The sequence below is a fragment of the Bacillus shivajii genome, from assembly GCF_020519665.1.
In the GTDB taxonomy this organism is placed as follows: Bacteria; Bacillota; Bacilli; order Bacillales; family Salisediminibacteriaceae; genus Bacillus_CA; species Bacillus_CA shivajii.
In genome coordinates this window covers 743,504-759,030 of record NZ_CP084703.1, presented here as the reverse complement: position 1 = coordinate 759,030, position 15,527 = coordinate 743,504, and the positions used below count along the sequence as shown (strand labels likewise).

General features: G+C 39.6%; 16 protein-coding genes. 5 read left to right on the top strand and 11 right to left on the bottom strand.

Going from position 1 to position 15,527, the window contains the following annotated elements:
• Nucleotides 1–74: 74 nt before the first annotated feature.
• A complete protein-coding gene (locus tag LGQ02_RS03670) occupies nt 75–2,027 on the bottom strand; it encodes a 5'-nucleotidase C-terminal domain-containing protein (protein WP_226516882.1) in 1,953 nt (650 codons plus the stop codon).
• 256 nt (nt 2,028–2,283) lie between these two features.
• Nucleotides 2,284–2,793, bottom strand: a complete 510-nt coding sequence (locus LGQ02_RS03665) for a hypothetical protein (RefSeq protein ID WP_226516881.1) — start codon at nt 2,791–2,793, stop codon at nt 2,284–2,286.
• Nucleotides 2,794–3,147: 354 nt separating this feature from the next.
• Here LGQ02_RS03665 and LGQ02_RS03660 point away from each other — a divergent pair, with 354 nt between their 5' ends.
• A complete protein-coding gene (locus LGQ02_RS03660; protein WP_226516880.1) occupies nt 3,148–3,384 on the top strand; it encodes a hypothetical protein in 237 nt (78 codons plus the stop codon).
• Between the two features lie 165 nt (nt 3,385–3,549).
• Here LGQ02_RS03660 and LGQ02_RS03655 read toward each other — a convergent pair whose 3' ends face one another.
• The 3 genes from LGQ02_RS03655 to rbsK form a co-directional block, all read right to left on the bottom strand.
• Nucleotides 3,550–5,283, bottom strand: a complete 1,734-nt coding sequence (locus LGQ02_RS03655; protein ID WP_226516879.1) for a DEAD/DEAH box helicase — start codon at nt 5,281–5,283, stop codon at nt 3,550–3,552.
• Between the two features lie 144 nt (nt 5,284–5,427).
• Entirely contained in the window at nt 5,428–5,775 is a 348-nt protein-coding gene (locus LGQ02_RS03650; RefSeq protein ID WP_226516878.1) for a CHY zinc finger protein, read from the bottom strand.
• Between the two features lie 134 nt (nt 5,776–5,909).
• Nucleotides 5,910–6,803 carry a ribokinase gene (gene rbsK / locus LGQ02_RS03645; RefSeq protein WP_226516877.1) on the bottom strand — a complete coding sequence of 298 codons (894 nt, stop codon included), beginning with the start codon at nt 6,801–6,803 and terminating at the stop codon, nt 5,910–5,912.
• An 83-nt stretch (nt 6,804–6,886) separates the two neighbouring features.
• On the opposite strand from rbsK, the gene LGQ02_RS03640 reads away from it, so the two are divergent.
• On the top strand, nt 6,887–7,603 hold the full coding sequence (locus LGQ02_RS03640; RefSeq protein WP_226516876.1) for a hypothetical protein: 717 nt from the start codon (nt 6,887–6,889) through the stop codon (nt 7,601–7,603).
• Nucleotides 7,604–7,691: 88 nt separating this feature from the next.
• Here the strand turns inward: LGQ02_RS03640 and LGQ02_RS03635 are convergent, their stop codons facing one another.
• Entirely contained in the window at nt 7,692–8,534 is an 843-nt protein-coding gene (locus tag LGQ02_RS03635) for an MBL fold metallo-hydrolase (RefSeq protein WP_226516875.1), read from the bottom strand.
• Nucleotides 8,535–8,648: 114 nt separating this feature from the next.
• Here LGQ02_RS03635 and LGQ02_RS03630 point away from each other — a divergent pair, with 114 nt between their 5' ends.
• Together LGQ02_RS03630 and LGQ02_RS03625 are read left to right on the top strand one after the other, a co-directional pair.
• Nucleotides 8,649–9,497 carry a M55 family metallopeptidase gene (locus LGQ02_RS03630; protein WP_226516874.1) on the top strand — a complete coding sequence of 283 codons (849 nt, stop codon included), beginning with the start codon at nt 8,649–8,651 and terminating at the stop codon, nt 9,495–9,497.
• 447 nt (nt 9,498–9,944) lie between these two features.
• Nucleotides 9,945–11,282: a Na+/H+ antiporter NhaC family protein gene (locus LGQ02_RS03625; RefSeq protein WP_226516873.1), complete on the top strand. Its 1,338-nt coding sequence runs from the start codon at nt 9,945–9,947 to the stop codon at nt 11,280–11,282.
• Between the two features lie 30 nt (nt 11,283–11,312).
• On the opposite strand, the gene LGQ02_RS03620 is transcribed toward LGQ02_RS03625, so the two are convergent.
• Both LGQ02_RS03620 and LGQ02_RS03615 read right to left on the bottom strand, forming a co-directional pair.
• Complete coding sequence (locus LGQ02_RS03620; RefSeq protein ID WP_226516872.1) at nt 11,313–11,549, bottom strand: hypothetical protein; 237 nt, start codon at nt 11,547–11,549, stop codon at nt 11,313–11,315.
• Between the two features lie 183 nt (nt 11,550–11,732).
• Entirely contained in the window at nt 11,733–12,269 is a 537-nt protein-coding gene (locus tag LGQ02_RS03615) for a ferritin-like domain-containing protein (protein ID WP_226516871.1), read from the bottom strand.
• 187 nt (nt 12,270–12,456) lie between these two features.
• Between LGQ02_RS03615 and LGQ02_RS03610 the strand changes: the two genes are divergently transcribed.
• Complete coding sequence (locus LGQ02_RS03610) at nt 12,457–12,663, top strand: hypothetical protein (RefSeq protein WP_226516870.1); 207 nt, start codon at nt 12,457–12,459, stop codon at nt 12,661–12,663.
• Nucleotides 12,664–12,713: 50 nt separating this feature from the next.
• Here LGQ02_RS03610 and LGQ02_RS03605 read toward each other — a convergent pair whose 3' ends face one another.
• The 3 genes from LGQ02_RS03605 to LGQ02_RS03595 form a co-directional block, all read right to left on the bottom strand.
• A complete protein-coding gene (locus LGQ02_RS03605) occupies nt 12,714–13,532 on the bottom strand; it encodes a YitT family protein (RefSeq protein ID WP_226516869.1) in 819 nt (272 codons plus the stop codon).
• A 462-nt stretch (nt 13,533–13,994) separates the two neighbouring features.
• On the bottom strand, nt 13,995–14,417 hold the full coding sequence (locus tag LGQ02_RS03600) for a bactofilin family protein (protein ID WP_226516868.1): 423 nt from the start codon (nt 14,415–14,417) through the stop codon (nt 13,995–13,997).
• A 24-nt stretch (nt 14,418–14,441) separates the two neighbouring features.
• Nucleotides 14,442–15,362 carry a peptidoglycan DD-metalloendopeptidase family protein gene (locus LGQ02_RS03595; RefSeq protein ID WP_226516867.1) on the bottom strand — a complete coding sequence of 307 codons (921 nt, stop codon included), beginning with the start codon at nt 15,360–15,362 and terminating at the stop codon, nt 14,442–14,444.
• Nucleotides 15,363–15,527 lie beyond the last annotated feature (165 nt).

The window sequence follows — 15,527 nt, the reverse complement described above, 5'->3', positions numbered from 1 at the left end:
TAAACAAGCCTAACCAATTGAATGCATAAGAAAGTTGTCCTTGCTACAAAAGCCTCGGGCAATGACCCGAGGCTCTATTGAGAGTCCGTCTCTTGGTTTTGTTTCACTTTAATTCGTCCCTCCACGGTTGGAAAAGGCTTGTCTTCTTTCAAATATTCAATGAAAAGTTCCGATAATAATTTGTCTGACGTACTTTCAATGTTTTTTTCCGCAAGCCAACTGTAACCGTCTCCTCCACTTGCTAGAAATTCATCTGTTGCAAGCTTGTAAGGCATATATAAATTGAGTGGTTCATCCCCAATAAAAACGTCAGTCACCCGCTCTCCTTCCGGCATTTTCCGATCAAAGGTAAATGACATTCCTGAAACATGCAAAAAATCACCACTCTCTTTTGGATACTTCCGAACGGCAAATTCTAAACTACGTAAAATATCCTCACCAGTTACCTCCATCGTCACCACTCGGTTCCCGAAAGGAAAAACGTCATAAACGTTCCCGACAGTTACATCTCCAGCAGGAATCCCAGTACGAATCCCTCCACCATTCATAAAAGCAATGTCAGCTTCCGTTGTATTTTTCATAATATCTGTAATTAAATTACCAAGGTTTGTTTCCTTCGTGCGAACATTTTTCCGCCCCCCATTTAAATCGACATCGATCGTCGCAACAATTTCATTGATCACTTCTCCTACTTCAGCTTTAATTGCTTCTAGCATCGATTTGACACTTTCGTTTTCTTCTAAGCCTGAATGATCCCTAACTAAATGACCTTGAATACCAACAAACTTTTCATTATGAAAAAGAACGTGTAAAACTGATACGGCTTTGCCATGTTCCCATCCTTGAGTAATGTAAGTCCCTTCATAAAGTTGTGGATATTCAAGGGTTGTGTGAGTATGTCCACCCATGATTAAATCAATGTCATCTATTTCGCTAATTTTTTTATCAACATTGTAACCACAATGTGAAAGGAGAAATATATGATCAACGTCTTCCTTCACTTCTTCAACGAGTCTTTCCACGGCCTCTACTTCTGGTTCAAACTGAAGACCTTCCACATTGCTAGCTCCAGTCTTAACCGATGTTTTATTTACGGTCACGGATAAAAGGGCAACTTTTTTTCCGGAAAAATCAAACGTTATGTATGGTTTTGTTAAATACTGTTCACTCGTTTCATATTGGACATTGCCACTTAAAATCGGAAATTCTGCCATCAATATTAATTCTGCTAACTTTTTCTTTCCGTAATTAAAGTCATGATTTCCAAGGACCATCGCATCATAGCCGATTGCATTCATCAATTTCACCGCTGCAACACCATCATTTACATTAACGTAGTTTGTTCCATGAAAAGCATCCCCTGCGTCAAAGAGGTATGTATGCTTATTTTCCTTTCTCAGTTGGTTCACAATCGTTGCAATCTTTGCCATGCCCATTTCACCTTGGCTATTATTCGGCAAAACTCTTCCATGCACATCATTTGTTACAACGATGGATAAGCGGTCAAAGTTATCTTTATAACGTTTAAATATCCCTTCCATGTTATGAATCGTTAACAGTTTTTTTGGGCGGATCTTCTTTTTATGAATGCCTTCAATTAAATCCAAGCTAATTGCAGCAGCAAGCTCTTCTCTTGCCCATGAACTAATATCCTTTACATCACTAAATTCGTTCATTGGCTCTTTACTATATGAATCCCGTAAATTAAGTGACCTTACAAGAAATGTATAGGCTTGTTCACGAGTGATCTCTTCATTTTCACCAAACTCAGGCTTTGTCACATCTTCTATGATCCCAAGCCGAATTGCTGCATCAAGATAAGGTGAGAACTCGGCTGATACATCAGAAAACGGAACAGCTTCAGTCGCTTCATATGGAGCAACATCTACTCCCATCGTGTCAAGGAGCTCGATGATAAACTCACCTTTTGTGACGGTGTTTTCTTTTTCTTCTGTTTCTGCCGAATGAACGCCTACACTTAAGAAAAATAAAATCAAGATACAAAGAGTGATGACACTTTTTTTCATGCAGGTCAGCTCCTTTCTAATCATTAGTAAGATGACAAACTTATTCTTAGTATGTTAAGAAGTGGAAAATCCATGCTTCTTTGTAAAAGATCGTTCCAACCCCCACCCATAATATACCAGGTGCCTGTGAATTGGTATATCATGGTAATCAAAGGCAATATAAAAGGGCGATCAAAGAGCCGTGTGTTATCGGCTTTTGATGCACCCTGTTAATTTGCTTTTTTATTTTTGGGAGGTGTCGTGTGATAAGATAGGACTATTTTTGGAATTGTTCCTCTTTGGCTTCTGATTGTGATTCAACCTCAAACAATCTCTTATTCAACGCTTGCATTTGACCTTCTTTTTTATCAACTTTTGTTTTAATATGCTTTAACATCGCTGTGACTGATTCTTCTTGATGAGATTCTATTCGGTTCACAGTTTGTTTAATGTCACTTACATCACTTTGCATAAGGTCGTGTCGATTCTCTTGTCTAGCTTGTCCTTCTTGTAGTTCGACTAGTTGTTTTTCGTGTCTAGCTTGACCTTCTTGAAGTTGTGTTTGCCCTTCTTGTAGTTCAACTAGTTGTTTTTCGTGTCTAGCTTGACCTTCATGCAGTTGTGTTTGCCCTTCTTGTAGTTCAACTAGTTGTTTTTCGTGTCTAGCTTGACCTTCATGCAGTTGAGCTAATTGCTTTTCATGTCTGTTTTGTCCCTCATGGATCTGATCAAGCCGCATTTCCAGCTTTTCTTGTCCTTCTAAAATCTGCTTTAATAACTCTTCCACGTTCCATCACTCCTAACTTTATTATACCATTTTCTTAAAAGTCGATGTCTAAACGCTCCAAGCTAATACCTATACATATTATAGCAAAACAAGAACGTATGTTCCACTCTATTTTCGGCATTTTTATACTAAATGAATCAATTTCATAACTCAAAATAAGATACGAAATTCCGAATGATGAACGTGAACTTCACTTCAGACGGACGCTTTCCCGAGAGCTTGTCCTCAGCTAACTTAGGCTCGACGACTCTTCGCCTAAGCGGATCTTCAGCTCGTTATTCCTGCGATTACTCGTCACAGATAAACAGTGCTCCTGCGGTTACTCGTCGCAGCTCGAAGTAGTTCGAAGAAGTATTGCTCGTCAGTGCTCCTGCGGTTACTCGTCGCAGCTCGAAGCAGTTCGAAGAAGTATTGCTCGTCAGTGCTCCTGCGGTTACTCGTCGCAGCTCGAAGCAGTTCGAAGAAGTATTGCTCGTCAGTGCTCCTGCGGTTACTCGTCGCAGCTCGAAGCAGTTCGAAGAAGTATTGCTCGTCGCTGATCCTCCGGGAGTCGCCGTCTTTCGTTCACTTTCAAATAAAACGTACATTTAATGAAACATTTATCATATCATTCGTTTCATTACGCAAAAAACGGAATTATGAAATTGATTCAAAGATTTAATCTAAAGAGAAAACGGCGGTTATCCTCTATTTACTTACGAGTTTTTAGATTCACTTGCAATTTTCCCGACTAAAGTTTCTACAACCTGCATCTAATCAAACTTTCGTCTCGGCTTCTTCATTATGCCAAAATCCATTGAATCTAGCATAAGCTAACGGTTTTCCGAGACGATGCAAATTGTCTGCAAAGTCGATGATCGTGCAAAACTCCGTTCCACCGAATTTCGGACCACGTAATCCTCGGCCGACAATTTGTTCATACAAAACGACGCTCGTAGTTGGACGACAAATAACAATATACTCTGTGTTGGGCGCGTCAAAGCCGGTCGTGAGCACGCCGTAATTAAATAAGAACTCAATTTCTCCTTTTTTAAATGCATCGATGTACATTCTGCGCGTTGCCTTAGGTGTATCGGAAGAAATTGAAGCTGATTTTCTACCAACCGAGTTCATAACAGACGATAAATATTCAGCATGATCCACTGTACAAGCGTAAACAAGGGTTTGAGACCCTTCAGAAATTTCCTCTAATCGTTTAACGATCTGGTAGTTTCGATAATCATCGTTGGCAAGCTCGTCTAATAGCTCTGCATTAATTTTATCTTCTTCGACCTCTACATCTTGTTCATCAACGGTATATTCTCTACCGGATTCATAAATAATATGTTTCGGTTTAGCTAAAAAGCCTTGCTCTCTGAAAAAGAGAAGAGGGTTGTCTTCATAAACTGGGTCACCTTTATGCTCTGGTTGTAAAAGGTGAGCCTGGAATTTATCGACGAGCTTAGGAGTTTCGCCATTACTTCTTCCAGGTGTTGCCGTTAGTCCGCAGATCGGAAATAATTGTGGTCCACAAACTTCTTCTGCTTTCATTAGGAGTTCATTATATATTTTTGTTGCAGCATGATGCGCCTCATCAATAATCATTGCTCCACAGTCACGAAGCATCTCTATTAAAACCGGATCTTCATTTTTCAATCGAGAATAAAGTTGTTGAATACTGGCAACAACCGCACCACCTGTTAAATCTTCTTCATGAATCTGTTTTCCTGCATAATAACGATAAATACGTAACGATACTGGGTATTCTTTTTCCTGCCACATCTCAGTGATACAAGATGCAGCTTGTTCACAAAGCTCTTCACTTTGAGCAATCCAGATCAAGTATTTTCCTTCATTAAAACCGGAATGCATCCATTCTATGAAACTTTCAACGGCGACACGCGTCTTTCCTCCGCCAGTTGGAAGAGTGACGATACAGCGTGTGTGCTCTCCTTCAAGTGATAATACGCTCAGCATCTGTTCTTTTAGTATTTGCTGAAAACCAACGAGTGGTGGCACGGCCCTTCTCGGTTCAACATCTACGACAGCTTCGGCCACTTCCGTTTTTGGTATAGATATCCCGGAGAACACGAGTGGAAAACCAAGTGTGCGAATGAAATCACGAGGCCAACTCTTCCCCATGATCCACCTCTTTTTCGCTAATGGTGTCACCATGTATTTAGGAGATGTTATCTTTTTTCCAGAAGAAGGGTTACGTGAATATAGCTCGATTAACGCTTTCTCATCTAATTGTTTTAACAAAAAGATTTTTAAATCCCTTACAGCTTCACTACTTCCTGAAAAAAGATGAGCTCCCTTTTCTAAGATGAGCATTTTTGTCAATTCTCGGGTATTAACTTTTTCTCTATCAAGTGAATCAAGGAGTCGATTTAATCGTGAGAAACTTTTTTTACCGAATAGGTTCTTAATAAGTCGATCTGGGACTTCATATTGATCATGTAAAAGCTCAAGACATCGGCTGACATCTTGCTGCGAGGGAAATGAGTTCATCCTTGTAGCTCCTATCTCTTCCATTCTGTCTTTAAGTCTATGATCTAGTTTATCGAGTGTGCCTGTTTGTTTCAATGGAGGAATTTGCTAGTTTTCTTTTGTTTCTTGACTAGAAAAAAATACATATAACCGTCACTCGAATTTTTATGCCTCACAGCTAGCATCCACGTCAAAATATAAGTGATAATGGTTTGCACATTTCGGGTTAAACTCCGCTTCGCAGTTGGGGCATGTTGCTCCGCTATTCATGTATTCGTTAATGGATAGCTCCGTACCACAAGCACCGCAAAGAATCGCTTTTTCATCGAACTCATTTTGACTCCACTTCTTTGGAGTATGGGTTGTCAACTCGGCATGGCAGGAGTAACACGGATAATATGTATTGCAACATTTAAACTTGATCGCAATCCGATCGATTTCTGAATCATAATGTGTACATCGTGTTTCGTTATCGACATCAATGCCTCGGACTTTCGTTCCACCGATTTTCATCTTGAATTCCCTCTTTCCATATTTTTTCAAACAAATGGTTGGGCAAAGAAACCCCCAAGCCTATGTCGTTTAATTGCATTCCATATTTAACCAGGTGACAGGAACTTGGTGAATAATGGCATTTTATGGTGTAGTTAATCTTTTGCTGTATGTTTATCTATAAAACTTTTTAGTTGGTCAGTTGTTGGCATTCCGCCTTGGGCACCAAAGCTTTGAATAGATAATGCGGCTGCTGCGTTTGCAAATTGAATCGCTTCTTCTAGCGTTGATCCGTTAGCAACCGCAACGGCTAACGAGCCATTAAATGTATCTCCCGCTCCTGTTGTATCAATTGGCTTTACTTGAAAACCGGAGACGGTTTCCCATTCTTTATTTTTATAGTATGATGCCCCGTTTTTCCCTTCCGTTACAATCAATTTTTCAAGGAGGTTACCTGCAGTCTCCCTGCTAAACAACGCATTGTATTCTGTTTTGTTCGGCGTGATAATTTGAGCTTTACGCCAATATGCGATGTTCATTTTTCGGGCTGGGGCTGGGTTTAAAATAACCGTTACTTTCTCTTGCTCACACAGTTCCAACACAAACTCAATGGTTTCCATTGGGATTTCAAACTGGAGTAAGATAATATCACTTGATAAAATGACGCCTTTAAATTTTTTCACGTAGTTAGGTGTGACTTCGTCGTTAGCTCCAGGTGTAACAATAATCCGGTTGTCTTCGTTTGATACGATAATCGTTGCTACTCCAGAGCTACATTGGTGGACTGGCTCAATGCCCGTAACGTTAACTCCTTCGTCTTCCAGCCGTTTTCTCAAAATGGCGCCAAATGGGTCATCACCTATTCTACCAACCATATGAACAGTTGCCCCTAACCTCGCTGCAGCAACTGCTTGATTGGCACCTTTTCCTCCTGGTACTGTTTTAAACTTCTTCCCTATTACAGTTTCCCCTTGTGTTGGTACGACATCAGTGGTTGTCACCATATCCATATTGATACTTCCAATAACAGTAATCACTGGCGTTTTCATAAAACCCACCCTTTCTCAATATGTGAAACTTTTTCTTCCCTTCATCGTATATTAATGATAACGATTTTTAAAAGGATGGTTGCATGAAAACTTTTATTTTATTTTTTCTCTTAATCATTTTTACATTTGGTTGCGCAAACCAATCATTGGACCGAGAGGCTGACTTACAAGGGAATCATTCTCCAGTACTAGCGGAGGGCGAACTTTTCGTCATTGCTGGCTATGAGCAAACCGTAGATCATATGAGACGTTTTGAAATGCCTGAGGAGATAGAAGGGTACCGGATTTCCTACGATGACGAAACATTATTTGTCGATGAAGATGGCAATGAGGTAAGTGAGTCTGACGTTCGTACACATTACTTTAAGTTCAATGTTTGGACGAAGGAAACCTTTGAAAAGTCGGTTACGAATACCGGTGATGATGGGTGGTCTGAAGAGTCAATTAAAGAATTTCCTAACTATACCGCTGCAAAAATCGAACTGGTTGAAATGTCTGATGAAGAATATCTAGCGAGACGGCTTGCAGATGAAGAAGGATATTTCTCCATTATTTTTTATTTAGGAGATGAATTTGAAGATGATCCTAATAAATATAACTCCTTTATCCAGATGATTGACGAAAAAAGATCAAAAATACGTCAATTCACATACACAGCCTTTCCTAGCGAACGTCTGGAAGTGCTTTTAAACATCCAGTCTTATCCTGCATTCGTCATTTTTGATCATGAACAGTTGATCCTCAAAGCATATGACGAGGATCAGCTTATGGAGTTTATCGAAAGAGAGCTTAGTAATTAACTTACCGCTTAGGCAGGCTATTTTTGCCCTTATACACAAATAGGAATTCCATCCAGGTGTTTGGCACCTAGACTAGTTCTATACCAGTTTACACGTATTTTCCTTTAGGAGGGATTGCTTTTTGTTCAAAGTTATCAGCTAGGTTCCTCAAATTGATTGTCAAATTTTCTCCCGAGACCGGACGCCCATGACCAGTGATTGCAACAGCTGGATGTAATTCTTTTAGTTTTCTTACCGATTCACAAGCTGCCCTCCAGTTCGTTGTAAAATACTTCGGAGGCCCGTTCAGCTCAAGTTTTTGCGTGATCGTTTTTATTAACGAATCTTGTTTTACCGTAATAAACGCATCCCCTGCGATCAAGGTGCGATCCTTTTCTCTAAAAAACGATACGTGCCCTGGTGTGTGCCCTGGCGTATGGATCCAACGAAAATCCTCCAAATACGGGACCGATCCATCAGCCGGAAGCCTTTCAATATGGTCAGCTAAATTTACCGCTCTTTTCGGAAACTTATAGGAAATTTTCGCAATCAGTCCACCTCGTACAAATGGATCTGGTGACGGATAGTCAAATTCCCCCGTCAAAAATGGAAGTTCAAATGCATGAGAATAAACAGGGACTTTCCAATAGTTTATTAATTCTATGATGGAGCCGACATGATCAAAGTGCCCGTGTGTTAACAAAATCGCTTTTGGACGTGCTCCTTTTCCATATGTTTTTTCAACTGCCTTCACAATCTTCTTCGCTGACTTTGGCATCCCAGCATCCACTAATACGAACGATTTTTTCCGAGCATCACCGATAAAAACAACGTTAACAACTTTATTTGCGTAACAATATAAGTCAGGTAAAACTTGAGTGATCTTTCCACTTCTTATGGTTGTGGCTGGAATGTATTTATAATCACTGCCATACGACATTTTTTTACTCATACTGTCCACCTCCCTAAGAAACGAGTCTTTTTTCTTACGTCCTTTTACAGCGAACTATGCTACTTTATATGGTATCATAAGAAGGAATATTCAGAAAAAAGGGGTAGATACATAATGAAACTTTTTATTTCCGCTGATATTGAAGGAGTCTCTGGTGTTGCGACAAACATTCAACTAAAAAAGAATGACGAATACCAACGTTTCCGTCGCCTTATGACCCAAGATGTAAATGCTGCAATTGAAGGAGCATTTGATGGTGGTGCAACTGAAGTCGTTGTAGTTGATGGGCACGGAAACATGTCCAATATTTTTATTGAGGACCTTGATCCACGCGCTCGTCTTATTTCTGGAAACAACCGCGTCATGTGCCAAATGGAAGGCATCGATGAAAGTTTTGACGGCGTGTTTTTCATCGGATACCACGGCCGTGAAGGTGGATCGGAACGCGCGATCATTAACCATACACTTGCTGGCATTTGCGTTGAAGAGATGAAAATCAATGATAACATTGTCGGTGAAGCAGAAATGAATGCAGGTGTTGCAGGTCAATTCGGTGTTCCAGCCCTACTCGTCTCTGGGGATGATGTTGTTTGCGAAGAAGTAAGTGCACTTTTACCTGACATCGAAACTGCGGTTGTTAAACGAGGCGTTGACCGTTTATCCGCTGATTTAATCGCGCCACAAAAGGCACAAGAAATGATTAAGGAAAAGGCGAAAACAGCAGTAGAAAAAGCAAGTCATGTCGAGCCTTATAAAGTAGAGGGACCGGTTACATTTGAGATTACGTTTAAAGGAACGAATCAAGCGTATATGACAACAACACTCCCATCAGTTGAACTCGTTGGGCCAAAAACCATTCGTTTTACATGCGATGATTACGTAAGCGCATATAAACACATGTGGGGCTGCGTCATTATTGGCATGGCTGCAACAAACGGAGTGTTAGGACAAGTGAATGCTTAATTGAAGTAAAATAAGCCTTACTCCAATCTTGGAGTAGGGCTTATTTCTTGTCTTTTAGTCATGATATGGATTTTTGTCCGCGACTTTTTGGGGTTTGTCCGCGACTTTTTCGAGTTGTCCGCGAATTTCTCGAGTTGTCCGCGAATTTCTCGAGTTGTCCGTGACTTTTTCGATTTGTCTGCGACTTTTTCGATTTGTCCGCGACTTTTTCTGGTTGTCCGCGACTTTTTCGAGTTGTCCGCGAATTTCTCGATTTGTCCGTTATTTAAAACCGTTCTAACAAATTGAGCTTCTTCCCTCTCAGTGGATTCCAATTAATCCCATGTGTCAGGCACCTGGAATTATCTAGTTTTTAGGTGAAAATGGTTTTAATCGTTATTGTTCTTCTTATTCCATGTTAAACTAGTTCAGTGATAGATTTCCCCCTCAATTTTTGGAGGTTTTCATATGAACACTCGTTTTAATGTTATTGAATTAGTACTTATTCTCGGGGTTACAGTCGGAACATTAATGTTGGCGATTTTGCTAGATTTTTCACTAGTTGTTGCAATACTACCTGGCCTTACGTTGCTTACTTTTATCGCTAAGAAAAATGGCTTTACATATAAAGGGTTAGTAATGTCTTCGTGGACAGGTGTAAAGAGGAACAAAAATATTGCATGGCTGCTTGCTTTTATTGGAGTCATTCTTCCGACTTGGTTTTTATCAGGAACCATTAATGATTTGAATCAGCTTTTTTTATCGTTTGTTTCACCGGAATACTTTTTTGTGATCACATTCCTTATTGCAGCCGTTATGTCGCTTATCATAGGCTCGGCTGTTGGATGTTTAAGTATCGTCGGGGTGCCAATTATTGCAACAGCAGAAACGCTCGGTTTACCTATCGCTCTCGTTGGTGGGGCACTCGTCTCAGGTGCCTTCGTTGGTGACAGAACATCACCATTATCGAGCTCCTTTCAATTATTATCGTTCTCCGTTGAGCTTGATGTTCGCACGCATTTTAGGACGATCTTACCGACGATGCTCATCGCTAGCGGAATTACTGCTGCCATCTTTTTGGTCCTTGATTTTGTCGTGGAAAAACCAAGTGTCGATTCCACTGCAATAGTAAGCAATATTGAAGCTGGGTCTCTCATAGTTTCACTCATACCACCTCTCGTTTTACTATTAATGATTTTACTAGGAAAAAATATGAAACTTTGTTTTTCATCAAGTATTGCTACAGCAGCAGTGATTTTACTCATTCGTGGCGTATCGGTCAGTGAATGGACGACAAGCATGATCTTTGGTATTGAGTCATTTGGGGGGCTTGTCGGGATGATATCCTTTATTCTTTTCATCCTTATTGTTGGTGCGTATTGTCAGATTATCGAAGACACCGGCATGATCCAACCATATATTCATCGTTTTTTTACAGATCAAACGTCGCTAACGAAAAACACAATGCAAACCATTGGAGTCGCTGCCGGAGTGTCACTCATCTCGCCAAATCAATCATTTCCAATTTTATTGACAGGAAGGTCACTCTTTCCACATTGGAGCCTTCATTTAAAAAAAGAGCATTTAGCTCGGGTGCTTTCCGACACGACAGTCGTCTACGCAGGGCTCGTGCCGTGGAGCTTGTTAGCCATTTTATGTAGTACAATCATCCAAGTCCCAGTCCTTCAATATGCACCGTTTGCATTCTTTTTGTGGATCTCAATGTTTGTGACATTGGCATTCTCAATGGTACCAGGGACTTCCCGAGATATGTCGAATGATTACGAAGAAAGAATGCATGGTTAACATTCTACGGAAATGAAAATGGCTCAGTATCTAATACTGAGCCATTTCTTCTCCTATGTAATTGCCCTGTTTTTCCTCATAACCTAGAATGTGCTCACGTGTTTCTTCAGACCCGATATAACGATTATCGAACCTCTCCATAAAAAACAGTAAGTAAAAGGTGACCGTTACCACAACGACAATAAAAGCGACAAATGAACCGACAAAAATAACCCCTACCTTTTTCCAGCCGTATCCCTTTATCCTTTCCCTCACTCTACCAAGCATCGTGTATACCCCTTTTAAATTTCTGATAAAAGAAATAGTGATATTCCACCATTCACTTTAAAAAATCTCAACTCTACAATTACTTTAACATAAATTTCCACCATTTATGAACACCATAAAACCTCCACTTTAAAACCAAAAAATCCCAGGTTCCAGGCACCTGGGATTTTTTGGTTGGACCTTTTATACACGGCTTAGGCCTTTGTTTAAAGCCTCAAGATGTTTTCGTGACGCATCACTCAACTTTTGAAAAACAGCTCGGGCTTCTTCTGGAAGGTCTTTGATTTCTAAAAACCTTTCATACATATCAATATTTTCAATTTCTGCTTCGACTCCGTCTTGATAAGCTTCTTTTAATGTTTCTGGTGCGGTGACGTATTTTTTTGCATCATCTTCTGGCACTTTGGTCTTAAACATTTTGAATAACGGTAGTAGTGAATGAATGTGGTGCTTCTCTGACTCTTTAATTTTCATAAATGGCCTAACCTCGCCAAACTTGTCAATCACGGCATCGTATCTTGCTTGAGCTAAATATTCATCTTGAAGTGCATAAACGAGTGCCTCTTCTACAGTCACTTCTTGAGCAAGCAAAGCTCCCTTTGCCCCATAATTTTTTGGTAGCTGTTGTTCAGCAAAATATGTATTTGTCGCTGAAAATAATGCCATCATGAAACATGTGAAGATAAATATACTCCGTCTAACTCGAATATTGGCTTCCATTTGCTGCTCCTTTCATCTCGTAACTTATAAGTATTTTGCACAAAATGGAAAAAGGTCATTCATCTCTGGAATAAATATCAAGTACGTTAGAATCAAAACTAAGGAGTTTAGCTTACCTTTTTCAATTGACTTATTTGAAAAACAAAGTAAAAATGGAATTAATAACCATTGATTAGGAGGTAAAAAAATGAGTGCAATTAACTGGTACGATTGGATCTCTCCAACGAATCCAATCGCAGCAATTTTTCTAGGCTTACTTATTGTCATCATCATTACATTCGTTGTCTGGCTTGAAGAAAAAACCTTTAAATTGCCTCTTATTGTTTTTCTCTCTGGAGCTATTACAACAGTTTTAGGAGTACTTTTTCTAAATGTGATTGGTTTTTACAGTTAATAACCTCTTAAAAATGTTCACAAAATTGTGCGGGACCTGGTAGAGCAATTTTAGTCTTTACGGAAGTTGCCCATCACTTCAAGCGTTTCACTGACGCTAACAAAGGCGTTAGGGTCTACTTCCTTAATTAACCCAAATACCATTGCTAGCTCATATCGTGATATCACAGTGTATAACACTTCACGAGGTGCTTTGGAATAAGCGCCTTTCCCTTCGATTACCGTAATTCCACGAACGAGTTTACTTAATAGTTCTGTTTGGAGTTCTTCACCGCGATCGGTAACAACCATTAAACTTACTTTTATATGTCGTGTATGAATTCGGTCAATAACGATTCCGGTTATGTAAATCGATGCCATCGTATATAACGCAAGCTCCCATCCGAAAATAAATCCGGAAATAAACACGACCCCACTGTTTAACACAAAAATAATGAAGCCAAGCGGTAAATCTCGTTTTTGTGTAATTAAGAGTCCAACTACGTCAAATCCTCCAGTGGATCCATAATACTTTACAATTAAGCCGACTCCGACCCCAGTCAGAACCCCACCAAAAACGGCAGAAAGAAGAGCATCTTGCGTAATTTCTACGACAGGGATGTATTGCATCGAAATCGCCGTCACTAATACAGAGTAAATGCTGTTTCCAATAAACTCCTTCCCTAGCTTCATCCAACCCATGATAAGAATTGGTATATTTAAGATAATGATCCAGATCCCGGTATTAATCGGCGATAAAAGACCGAGTACCATCGCAAGACCTGTGACTCCACCTGTAAGGACTTCATGCGGTAAAAGAAACACATTAAAAGCAATCCCTAATATAATTGATCCGACAAAAATGATGAACAGTTTCATTACACGATCCATGAGGACACTCCATTTTTTTAATTAGTTATAAACCTCATGAACTATAGTGCTCATAAATACAAGAAATCATTACCTTTTTTTGCAAAACTGTATTGTTCAATGAGAATCAGTAGCTGTATCGGTAGGTTGTATTTTTATACAAAATACCCTCCTTTATAATCAGTTTTCCTCGTATTTATTCATGAATTGAGTCCTCCACATTTATGTCTGGGTCACCCGAGTCAGACTCAATCGTGTCGGACTCAACAAGCAAGAAAACTGAAATGATCTTTCGTAAAAAAAAGGTCAGACAACACTCCTACTTCAGATCCCACCATCACCCAGCCCCATAACTATCACTCACACCAACAACCGTATCAATCAATGTATATCCATACAAAAAACCACCTCATTATATGAGATGGGTACGTTTATATAAAGATTATAAGGAGCACCGTGAAGTCTCCTACGGACATAACACATTTATGCTTGCTCTTTGACTTCCTTCACTTTTTCTTTCTTTGAACTGTTTTCTTTTTTCCCAGCCACATCCTGAGAGCCAGTCATCACGCACTCTCCATTAAAGTGACCATTTTCGTCAATGACGATTGTGTTCATTTCAGCTTTTCCATCTAATGATCCAGAATCGTAAATATGAATTTTCCCTTCAATTTTTACGTCACCTTGAATTTTACCCGCTAAAAATAAGTTTCGAGCTGTTAATTGTTTTTCGATATACCCTTCCTGACCGACAGTTACATCACCGTTACATTTCACATCACCGTAAACTTTTCCGTCAATTCGAATACTTGAGTTTACTTCAAGGGTGCCGGTAAAAGTTGTTTCCTCTCCGATCACTGTGGAAACTTCATCCAATTTCTTTTCATCTTTTTTATTTGAAAACATCCTTCTCGCTCCTTTTTATTCCTTCTATCTCTGATGGAAGGTCATATATATATACGGATCAATATGCTCACCATTTCGTTTAATTTCATAGTGAAGGTGTACTCCTGTACTGCGGCCAGTCGTTCCCATGCCAGCAATATCATCGCCTTTTTTCACTGTATCTCCGACAGAGACTTCAATCGAATTTAAATGAGCATAGAGGGTTTCATACGTACTGCCGTGATCAATAATGACCGTCTTTCCATATCCACCGTGACGTCCTGCATGAATGACAGTACCATCTGCCGCAGCATAAATGCGGGTTTCTAACGGTGCTGCAATGTCTGTTCCGGAATGAAACCTTTTCCATTGAGTGATCGGATCTTCACGATTCCCATAATGTGAAGAGATCCTGCCTTCTTCTGCCGGAAAAAGTGTCGGTACGGTACGAAGTTCTTCTTCATATTCCATGAGTGTAGCTAATGTATCCTCAAAACTATCAAGAAGCTCTGGAAGATTGTCCCTCATTTCAAGTAACCCCTTAAAAACATCGTCATTGTACTCGTCACCGACGTCTAAACCTTCTGGAAGTTCAATTCCCCCACTTCCATCTCGATCATCAAGATCTGAAGGCATTTCCAAATCCATTTCACTTAATCGTGCTTCAAAACTTTTAAACTCTTCGATCGTTTCCTGAACAGCCGAAGCTTCTTCATGTAATGCGATATTTTCATTTTTCACTTCTGTTATTTCAACCTGCTGCTGATCAATCTTAGCATAGAGCTGAGATTGTTCCATATTTAGTTTATTTAGCGTATATGTAAGTCCACCAATCGTAATTATGAGAAAAAACACTATTAAAATACTGCTATAAAAGAGTTTTTTTGAAAGGTTAAATTTTCTCACTGGTGATTGCGGACCGTCTGTGAGTATGATCGTCCATGATTTTTGCTTATTTTTTTTCATATCCTTTCCCCCCTCGCTTGTCTGAAGCTAAGAGCTCCCCTTTCTTATCACCTTTGAATCTTTCAAAAATATTGTTTAGAATATTTATTCAATCAAACACAATTCCTTATTTTATCACCCTTTAATTATTTACAAAAGGTTCAATCGATTTTGCTATTTATTCCC

What these genes read in the sequence shown, in the direction of transcription:
- rbsK (WP_226516877.1), bottom strand. Translation starts at nt 6,803, where the DNA reads ATGAAAACGCCAGTGATTACTGTTATTGGAAGTATCAATATGGATATG.
- LGQ02_RS03595 (WP_226516867.1), bottom strand. Translation starts at nt 15,362, where the DNA reads ATGAAAAAAAATAAGCAAAAATCATGGACGATCATACTCACAGACGGT.
- LGQ02_RS03605 (WP_226516869.1), bottom strand. Translation starts at nt 13,532, where the DNA reads ATGGATCGTGTAATGAAACTGTTCATCATTTTTGTCGGATCAATTATA.
- LGQ02_RS03640 (WP_226516876.1), top strand. Translation starts at nt 6,887, where the DNA reads ATGAAAACTTTTATTTTATTTTTTCTCTTAATCATTTTTACATTTGGT.
- LGQ02_RS03635 (WP_226516875.1), bottom strand. Translation starts at nt 8,534, where the DNA reads ATGAGTAAAAAAATGTCGTATGGCAGTGATTATAAATACATTCCAGCC.
- LGQ02_RS03670 (WP_226516882.1), bottom strand. Translation starts at nt 2,027, where the DNA reads ATGAAAAAAAGTGTCATCACTCTTTGTATCTTGATTTTATTTTTCTTA.
- LGQ02_RS03650 (WP_226516878.1), bottom strand. Translation starts at nt 5,775, where the DNA reads ATGAAAATCGGTGGAACGAAAGTCCGAGGCATTGATGTCGATAACGAA.
- LGQ02_RS03620 (WP_226516872.1), bottom strand. Translation starts at nt 11,549, where the DNA reads ATGCTTGGTAGAGTGAGGGAAAGGATAAAGGGATACGGCTGGAAAAAG.
- LGQ02_RS03630 (WP_226516874.1), top strand. Translation starts at nt 8,649, where the DNA reads ATGAAACTTTTTATTTCCGCTGATATTGAAGGAGTCTCTGGTGTTGCG.
- LGQ02_RS03655 (WP_226516879.1), bottom strand. Translation starts at nt 5,283, where the DNA reads ATGAACTCATTTCCCTCGCAGCAAGATGTCAGCCGATGTCTTGAGCTT.
- LGQ02_RS03600 (WP_226516868.1), bottom strand. Translation starts at nt 14,417, where the DNA reads ATGTTTTCAAATAAAAAAGATGAAAAGAAATTGGATGAAGTTTCCACA.
- LGQ02_RS03610 (WP_226516870.1), top strand. Translation starts at nt 12,457, where the DNA reads ATGAGTGCAATTAACTGGTACGATTGGATCTCTCCAACGAATCCAATC.
- LGQ02_RS03625 (WP_226516873.1), top strand. Translation starts at nt 9,945, where the DNA reads ATGAACACTCGTTTTAATGTTATTGAATTAGTACTTATTCTCGGGGTT.
- LGQ02_RS03615 (WP_226516871.1), bottom strand. Translation starts at nt 12,269, where the DNA reads ATGGAAGCCAATATTCGAGTTAGACGGAGTATATTTATCTTCACATGT.